Source organism: Streptomyces sp. NPDC037301, from assembly GCF_055602785.1.
The window spans coordinates 63,979-77,104 of record NZ_JBVJWD010000003.1 but is presented as its reverse complement, the minus strand read 5'-3'; the positions used below and the strand labels follow the sequence as shown (position 1 = coordinate 77,104).

Sequence of the window (13,126 nt, the reverse complement as noted above, 5' to 3'; positions counted from 1 at the left end):
CCTGACGTGTTTCGGTCACCGGTCGACGCCTCCCATCACGGGGTCGATGGACGCGACGGCGACGATGACGTCGGCGACCTGGCCGCCCTCGCACATCGCCGCCATGGCCTGCAGATTGGTGAAGGACGGGTCGCGGAAGTGGACCCGGTAGGGGCGGGTGCCGCCGTCCGAGACGACATGGACGCCGAGCTCGCCCTTGGGCGACTCGACGGCGGTGTACGTCTGTCCGGCCGGGACGCGGAAGCCCTCGGTCACCAGCTTGAAGTGGTGGATCAGGGCCTCCATGGAGGTGCCCATGATCTTCTTGATGTGGTCGAGCGAGTTGCCGAGCCCGTCCGGACCGAGCGCGAGCTGCGCCGGCCAGGCGATCTTCTTGTCGGCGACCATCACCGGTCCGGGGGCGAGCCGGTCGATGCACTGCTCGACGATCCGCAGCGACTGGCGCATCTCCTCGAGCCGGATGAGGAAGCGGCCGTAGGCGTCGCAGCTGTCGGCGGTGGGGACGTCGAACTCGTAGTTCTCGTATCCGCAGTAGGGGTCCGTCTTGCGCAGGTCGTGCGGGAGTCCGGCGGAGCGCAGGATCGGTCCGGTGGCGCCGAGTGCCATGCAGCCGGTCAGGTCGAGATAGCCGACGTCCTGCATACGGGCCTTGAAGATCGGGTTGCCGGTGGCGAGCTTGTCGTACTCCGGCAGGTTCTTCTTCATGGTCTTCACGAACTCGCGGAGCTGGTCGATCGCGCCGGGCGGCAGGTCCTGGGCGAGTCCGCCGGGCCGGATGAACGCGTGGTTCATCCGCAGGCCGGTGATCAGCTCGAAGAGGTCGAGAACGAGTTCACGATCACGGAAGCCGTAGATCATGATCGTGGTGGCGCCGAGCTCCATGCCGCCGGTGGCGATGCACACCAGGTGCGAGGAGATCCGGTTGAGCTCCATCAGGAGCACGCGCAGGATGCTGGCCCGGTCGGGGATCTGGTCCTCGATACCGAGGAGCTTCTCGACGCCCAGGCAGTACGCCGCCTCGTTGAAGAACGGCGTCAGGTAATCCATGCGCGTCACGAAGGTGGTGCCCTGGGTCCAGTTCCGGAATTCGAGGTTCTTCTCGATGCCGGTGTGGAGGTAGCCGATGCCGCAGCGGGCCTCGGTGACGGTCTCGCCGTCGATCTCCAGGATCAGCCGCAGCACCCCGTGCGTGGACGGGTGCTGGGGGCCCATGTTCACGATGATGCGCTCGTCGTCGGACTTGACCGCCGACTCGACGACCTCGTCCCAGTCGCCGCCGGTGACTGTATATACAGTCCCCTCGGTCGTCGCCCGAGGTGTTGCGTGGGGAGTAGACATCAGGAGTACGACCTCCGCTGGTCCGGAGCCGGGATCTGGGCGCCCTTGTACTCGACGGCGATGCCACCGAGCGGGTAGTCCTTGCGCTGCGGGAAGCCCTGCCAGTCGTCCGGCATCATGATCCGGGTGAGGGCGGGGTGCCCGTCGAAGATGAGCCCGAAGAAGTCGTATGCCTCACGCTCGTGCCAGTCGTTGGTCGGGTAGACCTCGACGAGGGACGGAATGTGCGGATCGTTGTCCGGGGCCGACACCTCCAGGCGGATCAGCCGGCCGTGCGTGATCGAGCGCAGGTGGTAGACGGCGTGCAGTTCCCGGCCCTTGTCGCCGAGGAAGTGGACGCCGCTCACCCCCGTACAGAGCTCGAAGCGCAGCGCCGGGTCGTCGCGCAGGGTCCGGGCGACCCGGACGAGGTGCTCCCGGACGATGTGGAAGGTGAGCTCGCCGCGGTCGACGACGGTCTTCTCGATGGCGTTCCCGGGAAGCAGGTCCTGTTCCTCCAGGGCCCCTTCGAGCTCGTCGGCCAGCTCGTCGAACCAGCCGCCGTACGGGCGGGACGTGGCGCCCGGCAGCGCCACCGTGCGGACGAGGCCGCCGTAGCCGGAGGTGTCGCCGCCGTTGTTGGCGCCGAACATGCCCTTGCGTACGCCGATGACCTCGCCGGTCTCGTCGCGCGGTGCGGGTACACCGTTGTTGTTCTGCTCGTCGTGGTTCTGGTTCTCACTCACCGCAGGAGCCCCTTCATCTCGATCAGGGGCAGTGCCTTGAGCGCCGCGTCCTCCGCCTCGCGGGCGGCCTCCTCCGCGTTGACCCCGAGCTTGGAGCTCTGGATCTTCTGGTGGAGCTTGAGGATCGCGTCCATCAGCATCTCGGGCCGCGGCGGGCAGCCCGGCAAATAGATATCAACCGGGACAATATGATCAACACCCTGAACAATGGCGTAATTGTTGAACATCCCGCCCGATGATGCACAAACCCCCATGGAGATGACCCACTTGGGGTTCGGCATCTGGTCGTAGACCTGCCGCAGGACGGGCGCCATCTTCTGGCTGACCCGCCCTGCCACGATCATCAGATCCGCCTGTCGCGGCGATCCGCGGAAGACCTCCATCCCGAAACGGGCCAGGTCGTAACGCCCGGCTCCGGTCGTCATCATCTCGATGGCGCAGCAGGCGAGGCCGAAGGTGGCGGGGAAGACGGAGGACTTCCGTACCCAGCCGGCGGCCTGCTCGACAGTGGTCAGCACGAAGCCGCTGGGCAGCTTCTCTTCGAGTCCCATGGTGTGCCCCTCAGCCCCTCAGTCCCATTCCAGGCCGCCGCGACGCCATACATACGCATAAGCGACGAAGACGGTGAGCACGAAGAGCAGCATCTCCACGAGCCCGAAGATCCCCAGGGCGTCGAAGGTGACCGCCCAGGGATAGAGGAAGACGATCTCGATGTCGAAGACGATGAAGAGCATCGCCGTCAGGTAGTACTTGATGGGGAAGCGGCCGCCTCCGGCTGGAGTGGGGGTGGGTTCGATACCGCACTCGTACGCTTCGAGCTTTGCTCGGTTGTACCGCTTTGGGCCGATAAGCGTGGCCATGACCACGGAGAAGATCGCAAACCCTGCCCCGAGGGCGCCGAGCACGAGGATGGGCGCGTAGGCATTCACGCTCCTCGCTCCTTCCAGTCGTCCTTGACCGTTGGACCGCATCGGGCGATTCGGCTCGCCACCCCACCAAGATCGTGCACATGTGAGGCAGTTCACAAGCCCGACTGCCCCGCATCCTATGCCCGCCGTCCTGTGATCTGCGACACGGGGTGCGACAACGAGTTTGTGATCTCCACCACCCGGCGAAGGGTCACGAAGCCGCCTGAGCGGTGATCTTCGTACGCAAAGCGGCCGAGCGATCACGAGACGTGACATCTGATGTTGTCTGTGCTGGTCAGGAAGGTGTTGCACTAACAATCAGATACCCGCTCAGGCAAATTGGCAATGGACGGCCCGAGAGTGATATGGGGGTCTGCCCCACTCTGGACTCACCCGCGCGAGGGGCCCCCGGGGACCGAAGTGGACGCGTGCACACATTCACGATCTTCCGGATGAATGGACGGCCCCCCGAGATCCGATGCCGCTCCAGATGCCGGGCGCGCCCCCATCCCCACACCGCAGCCATGCTGTGACCTGCGTCACTCCATCCAGGCTTCAACAAAAGCGGGCTTGGCCATCGGTGTGAACGGATGGTAAGTGATGGGCAATTCGGACGTATTACCGAAAGTCCGTGATCACAGCGGTAATCAAGCATGCCCGGTTTGCCCGTTACGGCGTCAATAAGGGTCGCCAGAAAGCGGATTCACAGATTCCGGACGTAACTGTGTCGCAACACACGTTTCTTGATGGGAGCCCCGGGGCCCTGATAGCGCTAGTACTCATGTCCCACACCGCTCACATACCCAGCCACCGGAAGCCCCGCCGAAACGCGCCGAAGACGGCGCTGCGGGCCGGAGTTGCCGGTGGCGTCCTCAGCACCATCGCGGTCGCAGGCGCTGCCGGTCCGGCCCAGGCCGAGCCGGTGACCCAGACCATCGAGATGCCCACCATCACCGCCGGGCTCTCCACCGCCGTCGCCGCGTCCGCTCAGGCCACGCAGCAGGTCGCCCAGGACCTGCAGACGCAGGCCCAGGAGGACGCCGCAGCCGCCACCGCGGCCAAGACCGCCAAGAAGGCCAAGGCCGAGGCAGTCCGCAAGGCGGAGGCCAAGAAGAAGGCGGAGGCGGCCGCCAAGGCCAAGGCGGAGGCCGCCGAGCGCGCTTCCCGCACCGCCGCCCGTACGGCCCTCAGCGCGTCCTCCGGCTCCAACGCCGGCACGGCCGTGTCCACGTCCTCCTCTTCCTCCTCGTCGAGCGCGACCGGCTCCGCCGCGGCCGTCATCGCCTTCGCGAAGGCCCAGGTCGGCGACGCGTACGTGCCCGGCGGTACCGGCCCCAACTCGTGGGACTGCTCCGGTCTCGTCCAGGCCGCGTTCCGTTCGATCAACGTCGACCTGCCGCGCGTCTCGCAGGCTCAGTCCACCGCGGGCACCCAGGTCTCCCTGAGCAACCTCCAGCCGGGCGACATCCTGTACTGGGGCGGCGCGGGCAGCGCGTACCACGTCGGGATCTACGTGGGCGGCGGCCAGTTCGTCGGCGCGCAGAACTCCGGCACCGGTGTGGTGCAGCGTCCGCTCTCCTACGACCCGCCGTCGGGCGCGGTCCGCGTTCTCTGATACCGCGGAATCCGCCAAGTCCACCGGGTCCGGCGAGTTCTCGGATTCACAAGCGCCTTCTCGGCGCGCGGCGAAGGGCTGTCACTCCCCCGCTCGGGAGTGACGGCCCTTCGCCGTTTCCGTTGCCTCTTCCAGCGGAAACGCGACATCACCCCGGGCCGGCATCGTTGACGTCGCGAACCTGCCGGACACCGTCTGCCGGCGCTTGTGAACTGGGGCGAACAGCCCTCGCGTCACCGAGCACAGGACGGCACTGCCATGACCTCCGCGGCCACCACCCCCACCGAACGAACCGCCACCCGGCCCCGCACCCCCTTGCGCGGCCGGCTCGCCGTCGTCTCCGTGACGCTGGGCATCTTCTCGATCGTCACCACCGAGATCCTGCCCATCGGTCTGCTGACGTCGATCGGGTCCGACTTCGCCGTCTCGGACGGCACGGCGGGCCTGATGATGACCATGCCCGGACTCCTCGCAGCGGTCTCGGCCCCCTTGGTCACCGTGGCGACGGCCCGCGTCGACCGGCGTGTGATGCTCTGCGCCTTCATGCTCCTGCTGGCCCTGGCCGACTTCCTCACCGCCGCCGCGACGGACTACCGCCTCGTCCTGGTCTCCCGGGTGATGGTTGGGATCACCATCGGCGGCTTCTGGTCCATCGGGGCCGGACTGGCCGGGCGGCTGGTCCCCCCGGCATCGGCCGGCCGGGCAACAGCGGTGATCTTCTCGGCGGTCCCGCTGGGCTCCGTGCTCGGTGTCCCCGCCGGTACGTTCATCGGCGGCCTGGCCGGCTGGCGGACGGCATTCGTGGTCATGGGGGTGCTGACCGTGGGCGTACTGGCCCTGATGCTCCTGGTGATTCCGGCCCTGCCCCCGACGCAGGTCACCCGCGTGAGCGTGCTCCGTACCGTGCTCGGCCGGACCGGCACCCGGTTCGCACTGCTCCTCACCTTCCTCATCGTCCTGTCCCACTTCTCCACGTATACCTACGTAACCCCCTTTCTGGAACAGGTCACCCGCGCCGACCCGGCGCTGATCACGGTGTTCCTGCTCGTCTACGGCACCGCCGGCATCGTCGGCAACTTCGTCGGCGGCTCACTTGTGTCGCGCCGTCCGCGCACCGCGATCTGCCTCGCCGCGGGAATGATCGCCGCCGCGACCACGCTGCTCCCGGTCCTGGGCAGGTGGGAGGCCGGAGCCGTCGCTCTGCTGGTCGTCTGGGGGGTCGCCTACGGTGCGGTACCGGTCTGCTCGCAGGCGTGGTTCGCCAAGGCCGCGCCCGATGCGCCCGAAGCGGCGTCCGTCCTGTTCACCGCGTCCTTCCAGGCGACCTTCGCCCTCGGCGCCCTGGCAGGCGGGGCCGTCCTCGACCACATGTCCGTCTCGGCGGTCATGCTGCTCGGCGGCGCGACAGCGGCCCTCGTGGTGGTCGTGGCTCCCCGGCTCGGGAGCGACGACCCTACGCCGTGAACGCCCCTTCGCCGTGCGCCGGGCGGCATGGCCCGCTCGGGTGGACGGGGCCCGGTGGGGAGAACCCCACCATGGCGCGCAGTGCTGGCACCCCAATGAATTCGGGGGGCCGCTTCACTGTCCGTATCGTCTGCTGACTGCACGATGATTGCATGCAGCAAACGCACACTCATTCGCCCGGTCGCGGTCGCGATCCTTTCATAGACGTCATCAGAGCACTATGCGTGCTGGCCGTGATTTCCCAGCACTGGCTCATGCCCGTACTGGCCTATGAGAATGGGCATTTGAGCACCGGGAATGCTCTCGCAAGTCCCGGCTGGTGGATTGTCACATGGCTGACGCAGGTCATGCCCATGGTGTTCTTCGCCGGCGGAGCCGCGAATTTCTTCTCGTTCCGAACGGCGAAATCGGTGCGCACCTGGCTCCGGAGCAGAATTGCGCGTCTCCTGGTGCCGGTCATACCCCTGGCAGCCGTGTGGCTGCTGCTGCCGCACGCGTTGATCGGCGCGGGGGTGCCTCAGCAACCGGTGCTGTTGGCGGGGAGGATAGCCGGGCAGCTGCTCTGGTTCCTCGCCGTCTACGTGCTCGTGGTCGCGCTCACGCCGGTGATGTTCAGGTGGTACCGCCGATACGGATGGCGCGTGATCGGCGTACTCGCCGTGTGTGCCCTGGTCGTCGATGTGCTGCGCTTCGAGGTCAGCCCCGCGATCGGTTTCCTGAACGCCCTCTTCGTCTGGCCGGCAGCCCACCAGTTCGGCTTCCACTACGCCGATGGCGGCCTGCGCATGCGGAGCAGGTGGACATCGGCGGGTCTGGCCGCCGTCGGCTTCGGACTCACCGCAGCCGCTGTGTTCTTCGGGCCCTACCCGGCATCCATGATCGGAATGCCCGGGGCCCCGGTCTCCAACATGAGCCCTCCCACCGCGGTGATGATGTCGCTGACGATCGGCCAGCTCGGGCTCTGGCTGACGCTCAAGCCGGCCATGACGCGGTTCGCCGAACGTCCACTGGCCACCGCCTTCCTGCAATGGTGCGGAACCCGCTTCATGACCCTGTACCTCTGGCACATGCCCGCGCTCGTGATGACGGCGGGAATCGCAATTGTCGGACTCGGCTTCGCGACACCGACGCCCGGCAGCCCGATGTGGTTCGCGGTGGCACCGCTGTGGGTCGGCGTTTCGGGAATCTTCCTGCTGTGCTTCACCAGAATTTTCGGCCGGTTCGAATTCCGTCGCCGTTCCGGTGCGGCATCGGACATAAGCGTCGGCAAGGTCGTTCTCGCGACCATGCTTTCCGCCGGCGGCCTCCTCGGACTTGCCGCGCAGGGGTTCATTTCCCCCGGAAACCCGCTCGGCCCGGTGCTCTGGGTACTGCTGGTGCTGGCAGGGCTGCTCGTCGTACAGGAGAAAAACGCCCCGAAGGCCGTTGTCGCGCAAGGCTCTCGCGCCGTGCCCGTTCAGCCGGCTGTGCGCCATGAAGGTGCCCGGGTTCTCTCCCGGCAGGGCGGCGGATGAGGGCCTCGCACCCTGCGTGTGGGGCGGGGCGCCTCAGCGTCCGGGGGCGGCGAGGGTGAACCGCACCGTCTTCGAGTGCGGCGGCCGCGCCCCGTGCACGGTGGTCCCCCACCGGGCGGCGATCCCGTCCACGAGAACGAGTCCCCGGCCGCCAGGCAGCGGCGGTCGGGTGCGGATTCGGACGGTCGACGATGCGTACGTCCCTCACCCCCTTACAGCCGGTCGTCGAACGCGGCTACCGGTTCGAGGCCCTCCGCTACGGCCCTGCCACCGGCTTCGTCCCCGAGCCGATCGGCCTGCGCATCCTGGCCACGCCCCAGGAGGCCGTCCGCGCCATCCGCGTCCAGCTCCGGGCGAACCATCTCTACGGCCTCACACCGCGCGAACTGATCCGCGCCCACTACTGGTCGGACCAGGGCGGCTGGGTGCAGGCCCTGGGGGCGCTCCACCGCGGCGAACCCTGCGGGTTCACGCTCATGCTGCGGGGTGGCCGGCACATCGAATGGCACGTCCGCCCGCTGACGTACGTATCACTCGACGCCCACACCCACCACCGTCCCGCCCCGCTCCCCGTCGCACAGAAATCCGTATGAGTTAGGCTCGCCGGGGCGCAGCGAGGGCATCGATCGGGCTCAGGTATCGGCCCGCTGGGCCGGAATGTGAGGCCGCCCGTGCGGGACTACTTGCTCATGCTGTTCATCACGGCGGCCGTGACCCATCTCCTGACCGGCCCCGTACGGAAGTTCGCGATCTCCGTCGGCGCGATGCCCGAGATCCGGGCACGCGACGTCCATCGCGAACCCACCCCGCGCCTGGGCGGCGTGGCCATGTTCGGCGGGCTGGTGGCCGGGCTGCTGGTTGCTTCCCACCTGCCGCATCTGGAAGACATCTTCACCCAGAGCTCGACGCCGCGGGCACTGCTGTCCGGCGCCGCGCTCATCTGGCTCCTGGGCGTCCTGGACGACAAATGGGGCGTCGACTCGCTGGTCAAGCTCGGCGGCCAGGTGCTCGCCGCCGGGGTGATGGTCTTCCAGGGACTGACGATCCTCTGGATCCCGGTGCCTGGCACCGACGGGATCTACCTCTCCGACTGGCAGGGCACGCTGCTGACCGTGGGGCTGATCGTCGTCTCCATCAACGCGGTCAACTTCGTCGACGGGCTCGACGGGCTGGCCGCGGGCACGGTGGGCATCGCGGCGACGGCGTTCTTCCTGTACGCGTACCGGCTCTGGTACGGCTACGGGATCGAGGCCGCCGCGTCCACCACGCTGATCTCCGCGATCCTGGCGGGCATGTGCCTCGGGTTCCTGGTCCACAACTCGCATCCGGCCCGGATCTTCATGGGCGACTCGGGCTCGATGCTGCTCGGCCTGCTCATCGCCGGGTGCGCGGTCTCGGTGACGGGCGAGGTCGACCCGAGCCTCCTCAACCAGTCGGTGGACGGCAGGTCCGGGTCGACCGCGATGGTGCCGGTCTACATTCCGCTGATGCTGCCGCTGTCCGTCATCGCACTGCCCGTCGCGGACCTCGTGCTCGCCGTCATCAGGCGTACGTGGAACGGAATGTCCCCCTTCGCCGCCGACAAGGGCCACCTCCACCACCGCCTGCTCCAGCTCGGCCACTCGCACCGCCGGGCCGTGCTGCTCATGTACTTCTGGTCGGCACTGTTCTCGTTCGGGATCGTGGCCTACTCGGCGCGGGGCGCCAAGTCCTGGATGCTCTTCGGGGTCACGTTCGTCTGCGCGGTGGGCCTGTTCCTGCTGCTCCAGCCCCGCTACGAATCCGGCCTCACCCGCCGCCTGCTGCCGCGCAGGCCCGGGGGCCGCGTGGTCGCCACCGGCGGAAAGCGGACCGAGGCCGGCGAGGAACGCCGGGTCCCGTCCAGGTGACCGCGGTGCTCCGCTCGCCGGGGGTCGCGACGGGGTGGCTCAGGCCTTCGGGGCCACCTTCGAGAGGCCGTTGATAATGCGGTCCATCGCGTCGCCGCCCGTGGGGTCGGTGAGGTTGGCGAGCATCTTCAGGGTGAACTTCATCAGCAGGGGGTGCGTCAGGCCGCGCTGGGTGGCGATCTTCATGACCTTGGGGTTGCCGATCAGCTTCACGAAGGCGCGGCCCATCGTGTAGTAGCCCCCGTAGGTCTCCTTGAGCACCTTCGGGTAGCTGTTCAGCGCCAGTTCGCGCTGGGCCGGGGTTGCGCGGGCGTGGGCCTGGACGATGACGTCCGCGGCGATCTGGCCCGACTCCATGGCGTACGCGATGCCTTCGCCGTTGAACGGGTTGACCATGCCGCCCGCGTCACCGACGAGCAGCAGGCCCTTGGTGTAGTGCGGCTGGCGGTTGAAGGCCATCGGGAGGGCGGCGCCGCGGATCGGCGTCGTCATGTTCTGAGGGGTGTAGCCCCAGTCCTCCGGCATGGACGCGCACCACGCCTTGAGGACCTCGCGCCAGTCCAGCTCCTTGAAGGCGGAGGAGGAGTTGAGGATGCCGAGGCCGACGTTGGACGTGCCGTCGCCCATGCCGAAGATCCAGCCGTAGCCGGGCAGGAGCCGGTCCTGGGGGCCTCGGCGGTCCCACAGCTCCAGCCAGGACTCCAGGTAGTCGTCGTCGTGGCGGGGCGAGGTGAAGTACGTACGCACGGCCACGCCCATCGGGCGGTCCTCGCGGCGGTGCAGGCCCATGGCGAGCGACAGCCGGGTGGAGTTGCCGTCGGCGGCGACGACGAGCGGGGCGTGGAAGGTGACCGGGGTCTTCTCCTCGCCGAGCTTCGCGTTGACGCCGGTGATGCGGCCGGTGCGGTCGTCGACGATCGGGGCGCCGACATTGCAGCGCTCGTGAAGCCGCGCGCCCGCCTTCTGCGCCTGGCGGGCCAGTTGCTCGTCGAAGTCGTCGCGCTTTCGGACCAGTCCGTAGTCCGGGTACGAGGCGAGATCCGGCCAGTCCAGCTGGAGGCGGACGCCGCCGCCGATGATGCGCAGGCCCTTGTTGCGCAGCCAGCCGGCCTCTTCGGAGATGTCGATGCCCATGGAGACGAGCTGCTTGGTGGCGCGCGGGGTGAGTCCGTCGCCGCAGACCTTCTCGCGGGGGAAGGCCGTCTTCTCCAGGAGCAGAACGTCCAGTCCGGCCTTGGCGAGGTAGTACGCGGTCGTGGAGCCGGCCGGGCCTGCCCCGACGACGATCACATCCGCGCTGTGTTCGGAGAGGGGCTGCTCGGTCACGGTCGGATCTCCCGAAGACTCGAAATCGCGTGCCGCGCGGCACCTGTCCCGTGCAGTCTATGGGGGCCTGCTGATCGACCTTCCGAAGGGCTCCCCGATGTCGACCGCGCCTTCCGCCGCTCCCTCCGTACAGTTGCGCGTCCCCACCGACGAGGACGCGCTGTCCTGGCACCGCGCGTTCGACGACCCCGAGGTGATGAAGTTCTTCGGCGGGACGTCGGAGGAGATTTCGATGTACGAGGAGTGGACCGCTCGCCAGCGCCGGCTCGACGCCGAGCTGGGCTACTGCCTGTGGACGGTGCTCGGCGAGGACGGCGACGTGGCCGGTTTCACCGGCGCCCAGCCCTGGCCGCAGACCGAGTACGGCCCGGTGGGCGAGATCGAGATCGGCTGGCGGCTGGCCCGCTCGGCCTGGGGCCGGGGTTACGCCACCGCCGCCGCGCGCCTCACCCTGGAACGGCTGCGCGCCGCCGGGGTGGAGCGGGTGGTGGCGACGATCGACGCGCGCAACGAGCGGTCGATCGCCGTGGCCCGGCGGCTGGGGATGGAGCGGGCGGAGAGCTTCACGACTCCGCGGCAGGGCCAGGAAGTGTTCTGCTTCCGGCTGGGGCTGACTCCGTGACGGCGGCGGCCGGTCGATGTCGTTGAGGGACCGGACGGACGGGGCGATGCCGAAACCGCCCGGTTCCCGTCAACGGGAGTCACCGGAGCGTTGCTTCAGGGGCGTACGCCCCGGTGCAGAGCAACCACACCGCCGGTGAGGTTGCGCCAGGCGACCTTCGACCAGCCGGCCCGCTGGAGCTTGGCCGCGAGCCCGGCCTGGTCGGGCCAGGCTCGGATGGACTCGGCGAGATAGACGTACGCGTCGGGGTTGGACGACACCGCGCGCGCGACCGGCGGCAGCGCCCGCATCAGGTACTCGGTGTACACCGTGCGGAACGGCGTCCAGGTCGGCTGCGAGAACTCGCAGATCACCACCCGGCCGCCCGGCTTCGTCACCCGGTACAGCTCGCGCAGCGCCGCATCCGTGTCCTGGACGTTGCGCAGCCCGAAGGAGATCGTCACCGCGTCGAAGGTCTCGTCGCGGAACGGCAGCCTGGTGGCGTCACCCGCGGTGAAGGGCAGCCACGAGTTGCGCTTCTTGCCCTCCTGCAGCATGCCGAGGGAGAAGTCGCACGGCACGACGTACGCGCCCGTCGCGGCGAACGGCAGCGAGGACGTCGCCGTGCCCGCTGCCAGGTCGAGGACCTTCTCCGCGGGCCGGGCGTGCACCGCCTTCGCGACCTCCTTGCGCCACAGCCGGGCCTGGCCGAGCGACAGCACATCGTTGGTGAGGTCGTAGTTCGCCGCCACGTCGTCGAACATCGTGGCGACTTCGTGCGGCTGCTTGTCCAGGGAAGCTCGGGTCACGCACCCATTCAAGCAGCCCGGTCTGCGGTGCTTCGCGCCGGTCGCGAGTCGGCCCCGGATGGACTGAACCAATTGGGTCCATCGGCAGTCAGTAGGGAAGGGAACACAGAACAATAGAGCCACCGGGAACCAGGGGGGAGCCCAGATGTCCGTACAGGGGGCACGCCGGCGGCTACGGCCGGAACGCGGCCGGAAACGGCTGTTCGTCGCTGCTGTCGTCCCGGCGGCGCTGATCTGCGCCGCCGCTGTGGTGGGGCCCCGGTGGAGCACCGACGCCGAGGGGAAGACGGCCGTACCGTCCGCGTCCGGGTCCTCGTCGGACATCGGCACGTTCACCGTCGCCCGTGCGGGCGCCTCGGACACCGGCAAGGGCAACGCCTACCGGGTCGAGGTGGAGGACGGTTCGGGCGTCGACCCCGACCGTGCCGCCGCCGAGATCGCCCGCATCCTGGCCGCGCCACGGGGCTGGTCGCACCACGGCGAGCACACCTTCCGCCAGGTGACCGGCGGTCCGGCGGGACTGGTCATCCGTATCGCCACCCCCGGGACCACCGACGCCATCTGCGGGCGGAGCGGCCTGGACACCCACGGCGAGGTCAACTGCCGGGTCGGCACCGACGTCATGGTCAACCTCAAGCGCTGGCAGCAGGGATCACCCGAATTCCACGGCCCGCTCGCCGACTACCGGGCCCTCATCATCAACCACGAGGTCGGGCACTGGCTGGGCCACGGCCACGAGACCTGCCCGGGCAAGGGCCGCCCCGCCCCCGCGATGATGCAGCAGATCTACGGACTGAAGGGGTGCGTCTCCAACCCTTGGCCGTACGACACCAACGGGCATTACCTGGGCGGCCCGTCGGTACCGTGACGGGCCCGTCCGTACATGGCCGCGCTTGTCGCAGCGGGTGCCCATGTCCCGGCAGACGAAGAGCGATAT

General features: G+C 68.6%; 13 protein-coding genes. 7 read left to right on the top strand and 6 right to left on the bottom strand.

Annotation, left to right across the window (positions count from 1 at the left end):
- Window positions 1-15 precede the first annotated feature (15 nt).
- Genes ACZ7IB_RS06340 through ACZ7IB_RS06325 form a run of 4 tightly spaced genes read right to left on the bottom strand, consistent with a single transcriptional unit; the run spans window position 16 to window position 2,992 of the window.
- Window positions 16-1,338 carry an NADH-quinone oxidoreductase subunit D gene (locus ACZ7IB_RS06340; RefSeq protein WP_114246031.1) on the bottom strand — a complete coding sequence of 441 codons (1,323 nt, stop codon included), beginning with the start codon at window positions 1,336-1,338 and terminating at the stop codon, window positions 16-18.
- Entirely contained in the window at window positions 1,338-2,063 is a 726-nt protein-coding gene (locus tag ACZ7IB_RS06335) for an NADH-quinone oxidoreductase subunit C (protein WP_470909674.1), read from the bottom strand. The genes ACZ7IB_RS06340 and ACZ7IB_RS06335 overlap by 1 nt, the downstream gene beginning before the upstream one ends.
- The gene (locus ACZ7IB_RS06330) at window positions 2,060-2,614 is read right to left on the bottom strand and encodes a NuoB/complex I 20 kDa subunit family protein (protein WP_030975705.1); all 555 of its coding nucleotides are present in this window, start codon (window positions 2,612-2,614) and stop codon (window positions 2,060-2,062) included. The genes ACZ7IB_RS06335 and ACZ7IB_RS06330 overlap by 4 nt, the downstream gene beginning before the upstream one ends.
- Window positions 2,615-2,632: 18 nt before the next feature.
- Window positions 2,633-2,992, bottom strand: a complete 360-nt coding sequence (locus ACZ7IB_RS06325) for an NADH-quinone oxidoreductase subunit A (RefSeq protein WP_003992243.1) — start codon at window positions 2,990-2,992, stop codon at window positions 2,633-2,635.
- 760 nt (window positions 2,993-3,752) lie between these two features.
- Here ACZ7IB_RS06325 and ACZ7IB_RS06320 point away from each other — a divergent pair.
- The 5 genes from ACZ7IB_RS06320 (at window position 3,753) to ACZ7IB_RS06300 (ending at window position 9,453) form a co-directional block, all read left to right on the top strand.
- Entirely contained in the window at window positions 3,753-4,586 is an 834-nt protein-coding gene (locus ACZ7IB_RS06320; protein ID WP_470909672.1) for a C40 family peptidase, read from the top strand.
- A 258-nt stretch (window positions 4,587-4,844) separates the two neighbouring features.
- A complete protein-coding gene (locus tag ACZ7IB_RS06315; protein ID WP_470909670.1) occupies window positions 4,845-6,050 on the top strand; it encodes an MFS transporter in 1,206 nt (401 codons plus the stop codon).
- Between the two features lie 152 nt (window positions 6,051-6,202).
- Window positions 6,203-7,564, top strand: coding sequence for an acyltransferase family protein (locus tag ACZ7IB_RS06310; protein ID WP_470909668.1), 1,362 nt, complete (start codon window positions 6,203-6,205; stop codon window positions 7,562-7,564).
- Window positions 7,565-7,755: 191 nt separating this feature from the next.
- A complete protein-coding gene (locus ACZ7IB_RS06305; RefSeq protein ID WP_470909666.1) occupies window positions 7,756-8,157 on the top strand; it encodes a hypothetical protein in 402 nt (133 codons plus the stop codon).
- Window positions 8,158-8,235: 78 nt separating this feature from the next.
- Window positions 8,236-9,453: an MraY family glycosyltransferase gene (locus tag ACZ7IB_RS06300; protein ID WP_470909664.1), complete on the top strand. Its 1,218-nt coding sequence runs from the start codon at window positions 8,236-8,238 to the stop codon at window positions 9,451-9,453.
- A 39-nt stretch (window positions 9,454-9,492) separates the two neighbouring features.
- On the opposite strand, the gene ACZ7IB_RS06295 is transcribed toward ACZ7IB_RS06300, so the two are convergent.
- Complete coding sequence (locus ACZ7IB_RS06295; protein WP_470909662.1) at window positions 9,493-10,779, bottom strand: geranylgeranyl reductase family protein; 1,287 nt, start codon at window positions 10,777-10,779, stop codon at window positions 9,493-9,495.
- A 97-nt stretch (window positions 10,780-10,876) separates the two neighbouring features.
- Between ACZ7IB_RS06295 and ACZ7IB_RS06290 the strand changes: the two genes are divergently transcribed.
- Entirely contained in the window at window positions 10,877-11,401 is a 525-nt protein-coding gene (locus ACZ7IB_RS06290) for a GNAT family N-acetyltransferase (protein ID WP_470909660.1), read from the top strand.
- A gap of 95 nt (window positions 11,402-11,496) precedes the next feature.
- Here the strand turns inward: ACZ7IB_RS06290 and ACZ7IB_RS06285 are convergent, their stop codons facing one another.
- Complete coding sequence (locus tag ACZ7IB_RS06285) at window positions 11,497-12,189, bottom strand: demethylmenaquinone methyltransferase (protein ID WP_383073457.1); 693 nt, start codon at window positions 12,187-12,189, stop codon at window positions 11,497-11,499.
- Between the two features lie 145 nt (window positions 12,190-12,334).
- On the opposite strand from ACZ7IB_RS06285, the gene ACZ7IB_RS06280 reads away from it, so the two are divergent.
- The gene (locus tag ACZ7IB_RS06280; RefSeq protein ID WP_470909658.1) at window positions 12,335-13,057 is read left to right on the top strand and encodes a DUF3152 domain-containing protein; all 723 of its coding nucleotides are present in this window, start codon (window positions 12,335-12,337) and stop codon (window positions 13,055-13,057) included.
- The last annotated feature ends 69 nt before the right edge of the window (window positions 13,058-13,126 follow it).

Excerpts from the sequence above, each read along its gene's own strand:
- ACZ7IB_RS06340 (WP_114246031.1), bottom strand. The coding sequence starts at position 1,338 with ATGTCTACTCCCCACGCAACACCTCGGGCGACGACCGAGGGGACTGTA.
- ACZ7IB_RS06330 (WP_030975705.1), bottom strand. The coding sequence starts at position 2,614 with ATGGGACTCGAAGAGAAGCTGCCCAGCGGCTTCGTGCTGACCACTGTC.
- ACZ7IB_RS06320 (WP_470909672.1), top strand. The coding sequence starts at position 3,753 with ATGTCCCACACCGCTCACATACCCAGCCACCGGAAGCCCCGCCGAAAC.
- ACZ7IB_RS06315 (WP_470909670.1), top strand. The coding sequence starts at position 4,845 with ATGACCTCCGCGGCCACCACCCCCACCGAACGAACCGCCACCCGGCCC.
- ACZ7IB_RS06310 (WP_470909668.1), top strand. The coding sequence starts at position 6,203 with ATGCAGCAAACGCACACTCATTCGCCCGGTCGCGGTCGCGATCCTTTC.
- ACZ7IB_RS06305 (WP_470909666.1), top strand. The coding sequence starts at position 7,756 with ATGCGTACGTCCCTCACCCCCTTACAGCCGGTCGTCGAACGCGGCTAC.
- ACZ7IB_RS06290 (WP_470909660.1), top strand. The coding sequence starts at position 10,877 with ATGTCGACCGCGCCTTCCGCCGCTCCCTCCGTACAGTTGCGCGTCCCC.
- ACZ7IB_RS06280 (WP_470909658.1), top strand. The coding sequence starts at position 12,335 with ATGTCCGTACAGGGGGCACGCCGGCGGCTACGGCCGGAACGCGGCCGG.